We start from the raw sequence: 16,779 nt of genomic DNA, 5'->3' as shown, positions 1-16,779 counted from the left end.
AGGGAGGTAGAGCAATGGAGACATTCGATATCGTGAAGCTCGCCTCATATCGCGAGAATAACCGGATTGAAGCGAAAGCAGCGAAAGGCGGTCTCCCACGCAGCATGTGGGAGACCTATTCCGCCTTCGCCAACACCTATGGCGGTGTCATCCTGCTTGGTGTCAAAGAACGCGAAGACGGCACATTTGAAACAGTCGGGCTCACACCAGTGGAAGCGGAACATCTTCGCCAGGACTTTTGGAACACGGTCAGCAACCGGTCCAAGGTGAGCGCCGTGCTGCCCATCGAATCGGAAGTCGAGGTGCTCGAAGCGGATGGTGGCATGGTGGTGGCCATTCATGTTCCGCGTGCCCCGCGCGAGGAACGCCCTGTGTATATCAACGGCGATCTCTTTGCGGGAACCTATCGCCGGCGCGGTGAGGGCGATTATCGTTGCACGAGGCAGGAGATTTCGGCGATGCTTCGGGACCAGGGATTCGAGACGATGGACTCCAAAGTGTTGGACGATCTCACCGTCGCCGATTTCAACATGGACACGGTGAGGGCGTATCGCAATCGTTTCCGCACGGTACGTCAGGGCAGTTCATGGACAGGCCTTGATGACGAGCGTTTTCTACGCGCCATTGGCGCGGCGGCGGTAAGCCGTGAGGATGGCAGGCTGCATCCCACGTTCGGCGGCCTGCTCATGTTCGGCAACGACTATGACATCGTGCGCGAATGCCCGCAGTTTTTTCTTGACTATCAGGAGACTCTGGACCCGGCGATTCGCTGGACCGATCGTGTGCATTCGGGAGATGGCATGTGGTCGGGCAACCTGTTCGATTTCTTCTTCCGCGTGAACCGCAAGCTTGCCGAATCCCTGAAGACCCCATTCAAGCTCGACGGCATTTTCCGCGTCGATGACACCCCCATGCATAAGGCGGTCCGTGAGGCGTTGGCCAACTGCTTGTTCAACGCCGATTACCATGGCGTACGTGGTGTGGTGGTCAGGCGCACCCCCGACAAGCTGGTGTTCGAGAATCCGGGTGATATCCGAACCGGCATTGAACAGATGCGCCTCGGCGGGGTGTCTGATCCGCGCAACGGTCTTGTCATGAAGATGTTCAGCCTAATCGATGTGGGCGAGCGAGCTGGTACGGGTGTCCCCGATGTGTTCGCCACATGGGCGAATGCAGGACTTCCTGAACCACGGATTGAAGAGAACTTCGGAGAAGCTGATCGCACGATACTCACGCTCATGTTGGAGGCGGATGCCAAGCCTGATAACAATGAGCAGATATCTGACGATTATGAGCAGATAAATAGTTCGAATGAGCAGATATCTGACAATAATGAGCAGTTAAATGGTTTGAATGAGCAGATAACCGAGAGACAGCGAGTCATTCTTCATTTTGTAGAGAAGAGCCCCAGCGCGACATACGATGATATGGCGCGTGCTGTGGGAGTCTCATCAGCGACTGTGCGAAGGGATGCTGAGATACTCATTGGGTGTGGATTGCTTAAGCGCGTCGGCTCGCGAAAGGCAGGACACTGGGAAGTTCGGGGAGAGAAGAATCATGATATTCGATAGCGAATCGGTGTTTGAGGAAAACGTCATCACCGTGCTTAAGCAGCATGGATGGAAGGACGGTGTCCTGCGCTATCCAACTGAGCGGGATTTGCTCGACAATTGGAAAGACATACTGTACCGCAACAACAACGACATAGACAGGCTTGGCAAATACCCGCTGACGGATGGGGAAATGGCACAGATAATCGAGCAGATCGAGACCCTGCGAACGCCGCTCGCGCTCAATTCGTTCGTCAACGGGCGTACCGTGTCTATCACGCGTGACAACAAAGAAGATGTGGCGCATTTCGGCAAGGAAGTCAGTCTCTACATCTATGACCGCAAGGAGATCGCGGGCGGCAAAAGCACCTACCAAATCGTTCAGCAACCGGTCTATCCAGCCAAGAACACGATGCTGAACTCGCGGCGCGGCGACCTCGTGCTCCTCATCAATGGCATGCCATTGATCCATATCGAGCTCAAGAGAAGCGGCATACCCGTCAGCCAAGCGACCAATCAGATCGAAAAATACGCGCACGAAGGCGTGTTCACCGGCCTGTTCCGTCTCGTGCAGATCTTCGTGGCCATGACCCCCGACGACGCCGTCTACTTCGCCAATCCCGGCGCGGACAAATTCAATCCAAGCTATTACTTCCATTGGGCGGACTACAACAACGAGCCTATCTGTGGCGGGCAACACCCAGGCAAAGACGAATGGAAGCTGTTCATCGGAGGCACTTCCGGCACCGCCGGCCTGCTGTCCATTCCCATGGCGCACCAGCTCATCGGCTTCTACACCATCGCCGACTCGGCGGATGGATGCCTTAAGGTGCTGCGCAGCTACCAGTACATCGCGGCAAACGCCATCTCCGATGTGGTGAGGAAATGTGATTGGGAACAGCGACCCTCCATGCCGGGACGACCCGGCGGCTATGTGTGGCACACCACCGGTTCAGGCAAGACCATGACCAGCTTCAAATCGGCTCAGCTCATTGCTGACTCGCATGACGCCGACAAGGTCGTGTTCCTCATGGACCGAATCGAACTGGGCACTCAATCATTGAAGGAGTACCGCAGCTTTGCCGACAGCGAGACGGAAGTGCAGGGCACGGAGAACACCGGTGTTTTGCGGGACAAACTCAACAGCACCGATGTCAACGACACCCTGATCGTCACCTCTATCCAGAAGATGAGCAACGTGAAAGCAGGGGAGCGGGGCGTCACCCAGACATGGCTGGATCAACTTGCTGCACGACGCATCGTCTTCATCGTGGACGAATGCCATCGCTCCACCTTCGGCGACATGTTGCAAGTCATCCGCCGTTCCTTCCCCAACGCGCTGTTCTTCGGATTCACAGGCACACCCATTCTGGGCGAAAACCAGAAGAAGAACTCCACCACCGCCATGGTATTCGGCCGTTGCCTGCACCGGTACAGCATCGCCGACGGCATTCGTGACCATAATGTACTCGGATTCGATCCGTACATGGTGACCACGTACAAGGATTCTGAAGTCAGACGTGCCGTGGCTCTCGACAAGGCGAAAGCTGAGAGTACGGAAGATGCACTTGCTGACCCCATTAAAGCTAAGGTGTTTCAGCATTACATGGATAAATCCGAGGTCCCTATGGGGCCGATGGTTGATGGCGCTGGAAACCGTCTCAGTGGCATCGAGGATTTCCTTGGACGAGACCAATATGGCATCGACTCACCGCATCCGAACATGGTGGTCTCGGACATTCTCGAACAGTTCCCGGTGCTCAGCCATGCGGGCAAATTCCATGCGATGCTCGCCACTAGCTCCATTCCTGAAGCTGTCAACTATTATCACTTGTTCAAGCAGCAAGCACCTAAGTTGCATGTAACGGCGTTGTTCGATCCCAACATCGACAACAACGAAGGAGCAACGGATAAAGAAGATGCGCTGACTGAAATCATCACCGATTACAACGAGGCGTTCGGCAAAGAGTTCATCATCCCCACATGGCCGGCGATGAAGAAAGATATTTCGTCGCGACTATCGCATAAGAGTCCGTACGGCGGCATAGCAGCAAACCGCAGTCAGCAGCTCGATTTGCTCATTGTCGTGGACCAGATGCTCACCGGATTTGACTCAAAATGGGTGAATACGCTGTATCTCGACAAGATTATCGACTACGAAAGCATCATTCAGGCGTTCAGCCGCACGAACCGCCTGTTCGGGCCGGACAAGCCGTTCGGAGTCATCCGCTACTACCGCAAGCCGCACACCATGTACGGCTTCATCGAAGCGGCGGTGAAACTGTACTCCGGCGACAGGCCGCTTGATTTGTTCGTGCAGAAACTGCCCGCGAACGTGAAATCCATGGATACACGGTACTTGGAGATTCTCGACGTGTTCACGGATAACGGGGAATCGGACCTCATGCAGCTGCCGGAATCGGTGGAGGCCAGACGCAAGTTCGCCAAGGAGTTCGTAGAGCTGAATCGTTACCTTGAAGCGGCGAAAGTGCAGGGTTTCGACTGGAACACCACGGAATACAAGGTCGATGGCACGGATGCCGACGATGCGGATGAGAACGATGGCGGGAACGGCGAACCTGATATCGTGCGTCCCCAAATTGACGAACGCACATATCTGATTCTCGCCCAGCGGTATAAGGAGCTGTTCGATGATGACAGCTGCGCCGGAGAACCGGACGATGACGGGAGATGTGACCCCGAAGCGCCTTATGAGCTGGAAGGGTATCTCACCGAAATCGACACCGGACTGATCGACACCGACTACATGAATGCCAACTTCGTCAAATGGCTCAAGGCACTCAAGGAGGACAGTCCGGAGTTGGCGGAGATGTCCGCACAGCTGCACCGATCCTTCGCTGCGCTTTCGAGGGACGAACAACGACTTGCTGAGCTGTTCCTGCATGATGTGGAGCGTGGCGATGTGGAAGTCGAGGAAGGCATGACGCTGCGGGACTACATCACGCGCTATGCCAAACGAGAGAAAGATGAGCAGATCGACAAGCTCGTGGATCATCTCGGCGTTGACAGGTCGTTGCTTGAAGAACTCACCGTCAGATATATCAATGAGAAAAGTCTGAACGCATTCGGCCGATTCGACGCCCTGCGTGACACCATCGACGTGCCACGGGCGAAATCGTTCTTCGAGCGATGCATGAATGTGACGCTGCCGAATTTCAAAGTGAAAGTACAGGCGTCGAAACTGTTGAAACAGTTCGTGCTCGAAGGCGGGTTCGACATCGACGAGGAGGTCTCGCACTGGCGATTCGCCCTCTGACGGTTTTGTAACGCTGTACGGTGCCATTCCTGCTGGTGCTTGTGTATGTCTGGCCGCTCGACCGGAGAGCCGCCACGGGAATGTATCACAACGCTGATAGTCTGGCAGACAGTCGAAACCGCACGAATATGCCCATTCTCCAAGGAGTATCGCATGGCTGAAAACACCGAATACCTCGCCCTGTGGGGCGGCCGCTTCACTTCCGGACCGTCGCCCGAGCTGGCCCGTCTGTCGAAATCCACGCAGTTCGACTGGCGACTCGCCGATGACGACATCGCTGGTTCCCGCGCCCACGCGCGTGCCCTCGGCCGCGCAGGCCTGCTGACCGCCGATGAGCTCAGCCGCATGGAAGCCTCGCTTGACGAGCTGCAGCGCCGCGTCGACTCCGGTGCGTTTGCGCCCATCGAAGACGACGAGGACGAGGCCACCGCGCTGGAGCGCGGCCTGCTGGAGATCGCAGGCGACGAGCTCGGCGGCAAACTGCGCGCCGGCCGTTCCCGCAACGATCAGATCGCCTGCCTGATCCGCATGTGGCTGCGCCGCCACTCCCGCGTCATCGCAGGTCAGCTGCTTTCCCTCGCATCCGCGCTGATCGACCAGTCGGTCAAGGCCGGTGGCACCGTCATGCCTGGCCGCACCCACATGCAGCACGCCCAGCCCGTGCTGCTCGCGCATCAGCTCATGGCACACGTGTGGCCGCTGCTGCGTGACGTGCAGCGACTCGTGGATTGGGACAAGCGCATCGACGCCAGCCCGTACGGCTCCGGGGCGCTCGCCGGCAACACGCTCGGACTGGAGCCGGTCGCGGTCGCCCGAGAACTCGGTTTCGGCAAGGTTACCGAGAACTCCATCGACGGCACCGCCTCGCGCGATCTGGTGGCCGAATTCGCGTTCGTCGCCGCCATGGCCGGCGTCGACATCTCGCGTCTGAGCGAGGAGATCATCATCTGGAACACCCAGGAATTCGCGTTCGTGCGTCTCGATGACGCCTACTCCACCGGCTCCTCGATCATGCCGCAGAAGAAGAACCCCGACATCGCCGAGCTCGCCCGCGGCAAGTCCGGCCGTCTCATCGGCGACCTGACAGGCCTGCTCGCCACGCTCAAGGGCCTGCCCACCGCGTACGCCCGCGACCTGCAGGAAGACAAGGAGGCGGTCTTCGACCAGGTCGATACGCTGGAGGTGCTGCTGCCCGCCTTCACCGGTATGATCGCCACCATGAGCTTCGACCACGACCGTCTTGCGGCCGAAGCGCCGACCGGATTCGCGCTCGCCACGGACATCGCCGAATGGCTCGTCAAGAATGGTGTGCCGTTCCGTCACGCGCATGAGCTTTCCGGTGCATGCGTCAAGCTCGCCGAAGGCCGTGGCCAGGAGCTGTGGGATCTCACGGATGACGATTTCATCGGGATCTTCCGTGACTTCCTGCCCGCCGACAAGGCCCCGCAGGTGCGTGAGGTGCTGTCCACCGAAGGCTCTGTGTCCGCCCGCAACGGCAAGGGCGGCACGTCGCCGGCCCGTGTACGTGAACAGATCGCCTGCGCCAAGGCCACCGTCGACGCGCTGCGCGTGTTCGCCAACTCCGTGAGCGATGGTCCGGCCTACAAGTCCCCGAAGTCCCTGCGTTCCGTCACCGACTGACCGCCTCCACGTCCCCGCCAGCGCGCGCGGGCTCATCCTGAAGGATGAACCCGCGTGACAGGAGTCTGACCTAGAATCATGACTGGAAGAGACACAGACATACGGAAGACGGATTCGGGCGAAGGGAAACAGTGTGCTGACGCGCAATCAGATTCGGTCGTTGGTCAACGAGCATGGGCACGACATCATCGTCCATGATCATATGCAGCATATCGAGCGCGGATGCTACCAGCATGGAGCGGTGACGACATTCGCGCATTCTATCCGCGTGGCGTGCCTCGCCGTGTGGATGGCCGACCGCCTGCATCTGTGGGACAAGGTCGATCTGCATTCGCTGGTCCGCGCGGCTCTGCTGCACGATTACTTCCTGTATGACTGGCATGACTGGGATGACGGCGCCCATAGGCTGCACGGGTTCACGCACGGGCAGGCTGCATTGCGCAACGCAGTGCGTGACTTCCGCCTCAACGCGATCGAACGTGACAGCATCGCATGCCACATGTTCCCCATGACGCTCAAGCCGCCGAGCTACATCGAAGGCTATCTGGTCACCATGGCCGACAAGATCAGTGCCACGCGGGAGACCTTCTCCCTGGAGCGGTTCTCCAAGCCGCAACTGGAGTCCGGTAAACCCCTCGCCGCAATCGAAAGCGGAGCATCCGCAGCGTCCGCGCACGACGGGCGGCACAAGCCCTCACGGAGCCGGGAGGTGCTGGCCTGATGCTGTTCGTGGAAAAACTGTTCCTGTGGTTCCTGTTCTACAGCTTCTGCGGATGGGTGTACGAGTCCATTCTCGTGTCCATCCTGGAGCGCCGGCCAGTCAACCGCGGATTCCTCAACGGCCCGGTGTGCCCGATTTACGGTGCGGGCGCAGTCGGCGCCGTCGTGGTGCTGGGACAGGTACACAATCCCCTGGTGGTGTTCCTGCTTTCGATGGTCGGTGCCAGCATACTGGAATACGTCACATCCTGGGTCATGGAGGCGCTGTTTCATGCCCGCTGGTGGGACTACTCCGACTACAAATTCAATCTTAACGGGCGCATCTGCCTGCTGGGGGCGTTCGTGTTCGGCGTGGGCGGCGTGCTCATCACGTCGGTGATCCAGCCGCAGGTTGCAGGTGTCACCGACCGGCTGCCGCTGCCCGCCATCCACTGGCTGTGCGGGGTGCTGTTCGTGCTCACGCTGATCGACCTCGTCGTCACGGTGTGCGGCATCATGCATTTCGAGAACAGTCTCGACAATCTCATGGCCGCCATGACGCATTACGGAGACGCCATGAAGGTCGCCGTCAGCGATGTCACCGGCAAGATGAGCGAATCGTGGAAATCCGGCAAAGAGATGTCGTTCGACTTCATGATGCGGGTCAGGGACGCGGCGATGTCCATCTTCAACCGTCAGCAGCGTCGAATGATCGCCTCGTTCCCGAAACTGCGCACCGAACGCAACAACGATGTGCTGGAGCAGCTGCGCCGGATTCTCGAAAGCCTGTACCGTCACTGACGGCCGGATTCAAGCGACGAACCGGGGAGCATTCCCCGACGTTTCGCGGGCAGCCGTCCTGGCGCATGCTGTCGATATGTTCTGCGAGACTGATAGATGCACAATGCCCAGAATTTGATAGGGAGTACCAATATCCATGGCTCACGTCACCGATTTCAAAGAGGCCGGATTCGATTCCGTCCTTGAAGAACTGGAATGGCGCGGGTTGATTTCCCAGTCCACCGACAGGAAACAACTCGCCGAAGCGTTGAACGGGGAGCCGGTCACCTATTATTGCGGCTTCGACCCGACCGCGGCGTCGCTGCATATCGGCAATCTCGTGCAGCTGATCAACATGCGTCACCTTCAGGCCGCCGGGCATCATCCGATCGCCTTGGTCGGCGGCGCGACCGGTCTGATTGGCGACCCCCGCCAGTCGGGCGAGCGCACCCTCAACCCGAAGGACGTCGTCGCCGGCTGGGCCGAACGGCTCAAGCGGCAGATCGGCGGCATTCTGGAAACCTACGGCGACAATCCGGTGCGTTTCGTCTCCAATTACGACTGGACCGCGCAGATGTCCGTCATCGACTTCCTGCGCGACGTCGGTAAGAACTTCCGACTCGGCACCATGCTGGCCAAGGACACGGTCGCGCGTCGTCTGAACTCCGAGGAGGGCATCTCCTTCACGGAATTCAGCTACCAGGTGCTGCAGGGCAACGACTTCCTTCACCTGTTCGACGAGTACGGCTGCACGCTGGAAATCGGCGGATCCGACCAGTGGGGCAACCTGACCTCCGGCATGGACCTGATTCGCAAGGTGCGCGGCGCCACGGTGAACGTGTTCACCAGCCCGATCATCACCGACGCCACCGGAAAGAAATTCGGCAAATCCGAAGGCAACGCGGTGTGGCTCGATGCCACCATGCTCAGCCCGTACCGGTTCTACCAGTTCTGGTTCAACCGCCCCGACGTCGAGATGGAAGGCCTGCTCAAGGCATTCACGTTCCTGCCAAAGGCCGAGATCGAACGACTCGCCGAAGAATCGCGCACCAATCCCGGCGCACGCGAAGCCCAGCGCACCCTCGCATGGGAAGTGACCAGCTTCGTGCATGGCGAGGCCGCGACGCAGGCGGCGATCGACGCGTCCGCAGCCCTGTTCGGGCGCGGCGGCGACCTTGCCTCCATCGACGAGGACACGCTTGAAGCCGCCATCGACGGACTCAAGATAGAGGACGAGTCCGGTGCCAAGACGTTCGCGTCCGTCGGCATCGACGACCGCATCACCGAGGCCGGGGTGAAGGCAGGCCTGTTCAAGTCTATTTCCGAGGCCCGCAAGACCATCAAGTCCGGTGGCGTGTATCTGAACAACAACCGTGTGACCGACGAAGAGCAGACATTGGGCCAGGACGATTTCCTGCACGGTCGTTTCGCGCTCATCCGCCGCGGCAAGAAGGCGCTCGGCGTCGTCGAGAAGCACTGATTCATTCCTGCTCCCACTGGCGGGGAGCTGCCGGCCAGGGCCGGCTGGGGTGGTTGCGCCGGCATGGAGACCATCCCGCTCATCGTGGCATCGCATCGCAACAACAGACTTTGCATTAAGAAAGGCATACACGTATGGCAGAAGAACAGGGCCGCTCCGGCGGCAAATCATACGGCAACCGCGGTTACGGCTCCGGACGTTCCGGCGGTTACCGCAAGTCGGGCGGTTACCGCAAGGACGGCGACCGCGGCGGATTCCGGCGCGACAGCGAGCATAGCGGGTACCGCGGCAAGGGCGGTTTCCATAAGGATGGGGAGCGCCGTGACTTCCACAAGGGTGGTTTCCGCAAGGATGGTGATCGTGGTGGTTTCCGTCGCGATGACCGTCGTGATGGTGACCGTCCGTTCCGTCGTGATGGTGAGCGCGGCGGTTTCCGTCGTGACGACCGTCGCGATGGTGATCGTCGTGATTTCCATCGCGGTCCGCGTCGTGACGGTGATCAGGGCGGGTTCCGCCGGGATGGCGGTTTCCACAAGGATGGGGAGCGCCGTGACTTCCACAAGGGTGGTTTCCGCAAGGATGGTGATCGTGGTGGTTTCCGTCGCGATGACCGCCGCGGCGGCGACAACCCGCGTTACCGTCGCGATGACCGCCGCGACTTCCATCGTGATGGCGATCGTCCGCGCTATCAGCGCGATGACCGCCGCGACGGCGAGCGTCGCGAGTTCTCCGCCGAGGAGAAGCGCGAATATCGGGAGCAGAAGCGTCAGGACTATATGAACGGTCCCCGTCGCAATTCCGACGGCACGGTAAGCTACCCTTCGCAGAACCCCTATACGGATCGTCGTCCGAACGAGCCGAAGATGCCCAAGGGCATGGAATGGTCCATGCTGTCCAAGGAAGAGCGTGAACGCCTGCGCGGCCTGTCCAAGGAGCACGCCGAGAACATCGGCCTGCACATCCTCGCCGCCTATGCGCTGGAGGAGAAGGATCCCGAACTGGCCCTCGCCCACGCCAAGTGGGCTGCTCATCAGGCGTCGCGCATCGATTTCTCCCGTGAGACGCTTGCCTTCATCGCGTACCGTCAGGGCGATTACAAGCTCGCCCTGCGTGAGTTCCGCACCGCGTACCGCATGAACGGCTTCCTCGACTACCTGCCGTTCATCGCCGACTGCGAACGCGGCAACGGCGATCCCAAGAAGGCCATCGAAGTGGTGCGCTCCGACGATGCCAAGGCGTTGCATGGCGAGGCGAAGGCCGAGATGTTCCTGGTCTATGCCGGTGCCCTCGCCGACCTCAAGATGTGGGACAAGGCCATCGAGATCGTCCACACGCTCGGACGTTCCAAAGGGCTGCCGGGCGAATACCGCATGCGTGCCGTGCAGGCCGAGCAGTACTTCCTCGACGAGTGCGGCCGTACCGAGGAGGCCGCCGCATTGGACGACCTGCTCGACCGTCTCGAAACCCAGTACGCCGAAGCCGATGAGGACGAGACCGTGGACGACGTGATTATCGATCACGACATGGAGCACTTCACCGATGACGAGCTCGACATGCTCGGCATCAGCGAGGACGACGCCCAGTTCGCGCCCGACGACTACGACGACATGTACGGCGGCTCCGAAGACGGATACGGCGACGAGTCGGACGATGCCGAATCGGATGACTCCGATGACTCAGCCGATGCCGAAGCCGGCCAGAACCCCGATGCCGAAGACGAGGCGTCCCTTGACGGCCCGCTGGCCGACGAGGAGGAGCTGACGGCCAAGGAGACCGAAGAAGGCGCCGAATCCTTCACCGACCCCGCCGACCAGAACGCCGATGACACCGGCGAAGCCGCTGATGAAGCCGAGGACGCGGAACCCGCCGAAGCCGACGATGCACAGACGGACGAAGCGGAAGCTTTGGATGCCGCCGAACCGGCTGCGGAAGCGCAGGACGAGTGACGCGCATGAACGCCATGCTCAAATCCACCGACCGTCCCATATCTCAGACGTACCGGCTGGCGCTGCTCGATCTGGACGGCGTCGTCTACCGGGGCAAGAACCCGGTGGAACACGCCGCCGATTCCATCAGGGCGGCGCAGCGTGCGGGAATGCAGGTGGAATACACCACCAACAACTCCTCCCGTTTCCAGCGCGTCGTCGCCGAGCAGCTTCGAGGCTTCGGCCTTGACGTCGAACCGCGGCAGGTCATCACCTCGTCCGTGGTGGCCGCCCGCATGGTGGCCCGGCACGTTCCGGCCGGAGCGCGCATCCTCGTGCTGGGTGCCGAGCATCTGCGCGAGGAAGTGGCCGGTCAGGGACTCACCGTGGTAGACCATGCCGAGGACACCCCGGAGGCGGTCATCCAGGGATGGTATCCGGACATGACGTGGCAGCAGATGGCGGAGGTCTCGTACGCGGTGGAGCGGGGCGCGCTGTATCTCGTCACCAACCGCGACCTGACCATTCCCCGCGAGCTCGGCATCGCGCCGGGATGCGGTTCCATGATCCAGGCGGTCATCAACGCGACCGGCGCCGAGCCGATCGCATCCGCGGGCAAGCCCGAGTCTGCCATGTACGACGAGGCCCGACTGCTGGCCGCGGGAAACGAGACGGAGCCGGTCAGTCGTGAATCGTGCCTGGCGATAGGCGACCGTCTCGATACGGACATCGAGGCCGGCAACCGCGGCGGATACGATTCCCTCGCGGTGCTGACCGGCGTCACCAACCCGCATGAGCTGATGACGGCGCCGGCGCATCTGCGCCCGTCCTATATCGTCCGCGACCTGCGCGGACTGCAGGAGGCCCAGCCATCCACCGATGCGAGCGACGGCAACGTCTGGACGTGCGCCGACGCGACCGCCCGGCTGGAAGACGACTCACTGACGGTGAGCGACGCGACCGACATCAACGCCCTGCGCGCGGCCTGCGCCGCTGCATGGACGTACGCCGACAACGGTGGGGACATCGGTTCGGTCTCATTGCCGGAATTCTCACTGTGATCATCGCCGCCCGCCGCAAGGCCGGCGGCGTTTTCCGTGACGTGCAGAGGCACATGAAACACTGGGCATAAGGAGCGGCCATGCCGGACGATATCACCGAACGTTACCCACAGCTCGCCGACCTTGACGGCAAAGACGACGACCAGCGCATCGAGGTATTCCGCGACGTGCTCGGCCAGCTGCAGCGCGAGCTCGACGAGAACCACTGAAAGACAAGGCCGCTGGCAGGGAAACCACCGGATGTGAAAGGTGCAGGAATGGAACGTCTTGATGCGCTCATCGTCGGTCTGGGATTGGTGCCGAGCCGCTCCAAGGCACAGCGGCTGATCCGTGACGGCCATGTGCTGGTCGACGGTGTCGCCGTCACCAAACCGGCCGCGAACGTGGCCACCGCGTCCTCGATCACCGTCGACAAGGGCGACGACTACGTGTCTCGCGGCGCGTACAAGCTGATCGGCGCCTTCGACGAGTTCTCCGGTCGAGGCCTGCCTTCGCCGCGCGGCCTGCGCTGCCTGGACATCGGTGCCTCGACCGGCGGCTTCTGCGACGTGCTGCTGCGCAGGGGAGCCGCTCAGGTCATCGCCCTGGATGTGGGGCATGGTCAGCTCGATAGTCGTATCGCGCGCGACCCGCGCATCATCGAGATGAGCGGTGTCAACATCCGCGACGTGACCGCCGCGAATCTGCCGTATCGGCCGGACATGATCGTGTCGGACGTGTCCTTCATCTCCCTGACATACGTCATCCCGGTCATTGCGCGCATCGCCGCGCCCGGAGCCTCAGTGGTGCTGCTCGTCAAACCGCAGTTCGAAGTGGGCAAGGGCAATCTCGGCAAGGGCGGTATCGTGGAGGATCGGCATCTGCGCGATCAGGCGCTGGAGACGGTCGTCGATTGCGCGAACCAGCATGGGTTGACGGTTGCGGGAACCGCCCCGTCACCGATCGAGGGCACCCACGGGAACACGGAGTTCCTGCTGTTCGCCCGCATGGATGACATCGCCGCAAAGGCCGACTGAAAAACGCCGCATCGCGCGCGGATTCGTCGTCCGTGTCACGTATTGCGCAGATACACACGCTTGGCGGCACCGGATACCAGCAATACGCTGGACGTGCTGTCCATGGCGAGCTTCGTGATGCACGAGGCGCGTTCCACATGCGATTCGTCAGTCAACCGTATGAAGACGCCCTGCATCAGGGTGCAGATGAGCCTGCTGACACGCAAATCGCCGCCGATGATTCGTTCGGCGTTGCTCGTCCGGGTGAATTCCGTCATGCCGCTGCGCCCGAACATGGCGCTTGACAGGGGAGTCATCCGCAGCCGTTCGGTGCGCAGCTCGTCCGCGTCCAACGTGCCCTGCATATCCAGGTATCTCGTGACGATGCATGAACGGTTGCGCAGCAGTCCGCGAACGGTCATGCCGCCAGAGCACATGACATCGCCCTGCACGATGATCTTGCCGGTGAAATCCAGAGCGGAGCAACGCAGGTCGCCTCCGACATGCAGTTCGCCATGCCCGCTGATTCTGTTGACATGCATGTCGCCGCGGCAGGTCAGACGCCCCTCGCAATGCACGTTCCCGCCGTCGAGCCTCATCGCATCGAACGAGCCGCGGGCACGCAAACCGTCGAATCGCATGCCGGCATCGCAGGAGCAGCTTCCATTCGTCGTCACGTTTTGATACGAGCCGTCGGGCACATGCCCGTCAACCATCGTGATATTGCCCATTGCGCCACCCTCGCCGCCGCCATGTCGTTACGTTGCGACGACTGTGCCGCAACATCTTTTTGACTGTACCAATTGGATGCCGCTGCAGCACGTGCCTGCGTTCAGTATGTGGTCATACGGGGGTATGGAGGGGTGCCTGGCGTCGGTCAGCCGCGAATGAACTTGTCGATGTTGTCCTGCTTGCCCATGATGACGAGTTCGTCGTTGCGGTGCATGACCAGTTCCTTGGAACCGTACTGGAACTCGCTGCCGGGCGCCTTGATGCCGACGACGGTGACGCCGTAGCGTTCGTTGACCTTCGCGTCCGCGATGGAATAGCCGACCACGTGCGAAGGCGTGTGGATCTTGACGACGGTGTGCGAGCCCTCGATCTCGATGTAATCCAGATAGTTTCCGGACACCAGATGCCCGACGCGCTTGCCTGCATCCGTTTCGGCGTTGATGATGTGACGCGCTCCGATGCGCTGCAGGATGCGCGCGTGCTCCTTCGACACCGATTTCGCCCAGATGTCGCTGATGCCGGCGTCCAGCAGGTTTCCGGCGGTGATCACCGACGCCTCGACGCTGTCTCCAATGGCGACGACGGCGGTGTCGAAATCGGACGCGTTGAGCTGCTCGACGGCGAGCACGTCGGTCATGTCGGCCTGAACGGTGGGAACCTGCGCGGACCACCTGTTGACCAGTTCGGGATCCTTGTCGACGGCGAGCACGTCCTGCCCCATGGAATCCAACGTGGTCGCCACCGAACTGCCGAATCGTCCCAGTCCGACGACCAGAATGCTCCTGTTGTTGCGTGCCATGCCATCATCCTTTCCGCCGCCGTGCGCGGCGATGCGCCGGTGCCGCCGTCATGGACGCCGCCGATTCTCCGGGCGGCGATGAACGGTACCGCTTCTACGTCATGATATGGCCATCCCTGGCCGTCCGACAAAGGCGGAGTCGGCGGCATCCGTCGGATGCAGACGGTATCGGTGGCGCCCTCAGCCGACCACGATGGGCTCGTTGGGGTATCGTATCGATTCCAAGGCGCGGGGCCTGTTGATCGCGTATGCGATCGTCATCGGACCGAGACGACCCACCACCATCGCCGTGGCGAGGATGAACAACGCCGCCGGATTGTCCTCGCGCGCCACGCCGACCGAATAGCCGCCGAGCCCGAACGACGAACAGGCGTCGAACAGGGCATCGGTGAGCGAGCAGCCCGAGGCGAGCATCAACGCCAGCGAAGCGCTCAGCACTAGGAACAGGCAGGCGGCGGTGATGCTCACCGCGGTCATCGCCACGCGCGTCGGAATCCGGCGCCGGAAGGCGTTGATGTCGGTGTGTCCGGTGAACGCGGCACGGCAGATCAGTAGGATGACCGCGAACGTCGTGACGCGGATGCCGCCGGCCGTGGAGGTGCTGCCGCCGCCGATGAACATGATGACGCTCATGAACACCTTCGTCGGCTCGCTCACCTGCGGCACCCAGCTCAGGTCGAAGCCGGAGCTGCGCGGCATTACCGCCGCGACGACCCCGTAACGCAGCCGCGTCTCCACGTCGGCGCCCTTGAACAGGAACGGGTTGTCCCATTCCACCAGCAGGAACCACGCCAGCGACAGCAGCACCAGCGAGAACGTCGTCACCAAGGTGATCTTGGTGTGCAGGCTCCAACGGCGTGGGGGAGTGCGGTGGCGGGCGCAGCGCATGAGGTTGAGCAGCACGGGAAATCCCAGCGTGCCGCAGAACGCGCTGGCCATGATCGGCATGCCGACCGCCCAGTTGTTGACGTGCAGGCCGGCGCCGTCCGGCGTGAAGCCGGCGTTGTTGTACGACATGACCGCGAAGAACAGCGCCTCCCGGGCGGTATGGCGGACATTGCCCCTGTTGATGCCGTACAGGCCGGGGAACAGGGCGAGGAACGTGACGGACTCGATGATGAACGTGGTGGTGATGACCACGGTGAGCACGCCGCGGATCTCGTTGAGTTTCGTGTTGCCGAGCTCGTTGGCGGTGAGCAGCCTCTGCGTGGCTTTCATGTGATGGTTGGCGGCCAGGGCGATCAGCGATGCGAACGTCATGACGCCCAAGCCGCCCATCTGCACCGACACCAGCAGCACCACCTGGCCGAACGCGGTCCAGTGCGTGGTCGCGTTCACGATGGAGATGCCGCATGTCGACAGTGCGGACACGGCGGTGAAGAACGCGGTGGAGAAGCTGGTCGGCTCCTCTTCGTGTGAGGAGACCGGCAGCAGCAACAGACTGGTGGACAGAGCCACCAGCAGCAGGAAGTAGATGATGGTCAGACGGCCGGGATGCGAGGTGAGATGGTGAATGAAGCTGCGTTTCCTGCGGGTGCGCTCCTCGGCGGCGGCCTTCTCGAACGTGTCGCCGGAGAACCACCACGCGTAGCCGTGCGATGCCTCGCGGTTCGCTGAGGACTCGTCAAAAACGAGATTTGACATGGTCCCCGCTCCTTCGTATGCGTCGGCGCGCGTCAAGCGCGGCAACAGACTGGTTGCACTCGCCATTTTAGTATTCTTTGGCGCTGATGCCGCCGTCGTCCGCATCGCGGGCGCGGGCCCGCCCGGCCCCGGATCGGTCTTCATGGACGCGCCGCCGGCGGCGCTTGCGTTTCGTTTTCGGCGGATAAACGGTTCG

Annotated in this window: 13 protein-coding genes; 10 read left to right on the top strand and 3 right to left on the bottom strand. The window is 61.4% G+C overall.

Annotated features, from left to right (window positions below; translation table 11 throughout):
- Positions 1-14: 14 nt before the first annotated feature.
- The 10 genes from BBBF_RS05685 to BBBF_RS05645 all read left to right on the top strand — a co-directional run bounded on the left by BBBF_RS05685 (position 15) and on the right by BBBF_RS05645 (position 13,429).
- A complete protein-coding gene (locus BBBF_RS05685; RefSeq protein ID WP_021648520.1) occupies positions 15-1,571 on the top strand; it encodes an RNA-binding domain-containing protein in 1,557 nt (518 codons plus the stop codon).
- Positions 1,558-4,827, top strand: a complete 3,270-nt coding sequence (locus tag BBBF_RS05680) for a type I restriction endonuclease subunit R, EcoR124 family (RefSeq protein ID WP_021648519.1) — start codon at positions 1,558-1,560, stop codon at positions 4,825-4,827. Before BBBF_RS05685 ends, BBBF_RS05680 begins: the two co-directional genes overlap by 14 nt.
- 153 nt (positions 4,828-4,980) lie before the next feature.
- On the top strand, positions 4,981-6,468 hold the full coding sequence (gene argH, locus BBBF_RS05675) for an argininosuccinate lyase (protein ID WP_013363574.1): 1,488 nt from the start codon (positions 4,981-4,983) through the stop codon (positions 6,466-6,468).
- 133 nt (positions 6,469-6,601) lie between these two features.
- Positions 6,602-7,189 carry an HD domain-containing protein gene (locus BBBF_RS05670; RefSeq protein WP_003822352.1) on the top strand — a complete coding sequence of 196 codons (588 nt, stop codon included), beginning with the start codon at positions 6,602-6,604 and terminating at the stop codon, positions 7,187-7,189.
- Positions 7,189-7,968: a putative ABC transporter permease gene (locus tag BBBF_RS05665; protein WP_021648518.1), complete on the top strand. Its 780-nt coding sequence runs from the start codon at positions 7,189-7,191 to the stop codon at positions 7,966-7,968. Before BBBF_RS05670 ends, BBBF_RS05665 begins: the two co-directional genes overlap by 1 nt.
- Before the next feature lie 136 nt (positions 7,969-8,104).
- Positions 8,105-9,427, top strand: coding sequence for a tyrosine--tRNA ligase (tyrS, locus tag BBBF_RS05660; protein WP_003813495.1), 1,323 nt, complete (start codon positions 8,105-8,107; stop codon positions 9,425-9,427).
- A 134-nt stretch (positions 9,428-9,561) separates the two neighbouring features.
- The gene (locus tag BBBF_RS05655) at positions 9,562-11,373 is read left to right on the top strand and encodes a tetratricopeptide repeat protein (protein WP_033510112.1); all 1,812 of its coding nucleotides are present in this window, start codon (positions 9,562-9,564) and stop codon (positions 11,371-11,373) included.
- Between the two features lie 5 nt (positions 11,374-11,378).
- The gene (locus BBBF_RS05650) at positions 11,379-12,413 is read left to right on the top strand and encodes an HAD-IIA family hydrolase (protein ID WP_021648515.1); all 1,035 of its coding nucleotides are present in this window, start codon (positions 11,379-11,381) and stop codon (positions 12,411-12,413) included.
- 80 nt (positions 12,414-12,493) lie between these two features.
- Complete coding sequence (locus BBBF_RS10525; protein ID WP_003813489.1) at positions 12,494-12,622, top strand: hypothetical protein; 129 nt, start codon at positions 12,494-12,496, stop codon at positions 12,620-12,622.
- 48 nt (positions 12,623-12,670) lie between these two features.
- A complete protein-coding gene (locus BBBF_RS05645) occupies positions 12,671-13,429 on the top strand; it encodes a TlyA family rRNA (cytidine-2'-O)-methyltransferase (protein ID WP_003818085.1) in 759 nt (252 codons plus the stop codon).
- 35 nt (positions 13,430-13,464) lie between these two features.
- On the opposite strand, the gene BBBF_RS05640 is transcribed toward BBBF_RS05645, so the two are convergent.
- From BBBF_RS05640 to BBBF_RS05630, 3 genes are all read right to left on the bottom strand, one after another.
- Positions 13,465-14,139, bottom strand: coding sequence for a hypothetical protein (locus BBBF_RS05640; RefSeq protein WP_021648514.1), 675 nt, complete (start codon positions 14,137-14,139; stop codon positions 13,465-13,467).
- 146 nt (positions 14,140-14,285) lie between these two features.
- Positions 14,286-14,939 (bottom strand): potassium channel family protein, encoded by a 654-nt coding sequence (locus BBBF_RS05635; RefSeq protein WP_003818088.1) that lies wholly within the window; start codon positions 14,937-14,939, stop codon positions 14,286-14,288.
- A 180-nt stretch (positions 14,940-15,119) separates the two neighbouring features.
- On the bottom strand, positions 15,120-16,583 hold the full coding sequence (locus BBBF_RS05630; protein ID WP_014760320.1) for a TrkH family potassium uptake protein: 1,464 nt from the start codon (positions 16,581-16,583) through the stop codon (positions 15,120-15,122).
- Positions 16,584-16,779 lie beyond the last annotated feature (196 nt).

The organism is Bifidobacterium bifidum ATCC 29521 = JCM 1255 = DSM 20456, from assembly GCF_001025135.1.
Lineage (GTDB): Bacteria > Actinomycetota > Actinomycetes > Actinomycetales > Bifidobacteriaceae > Bifidobacterium > Bifidobacterium bifidum.
Note: the sequence above shows the minus strand (reverse complement) of the source record. Positions and strands in the feature narration are given on the sequence as shown.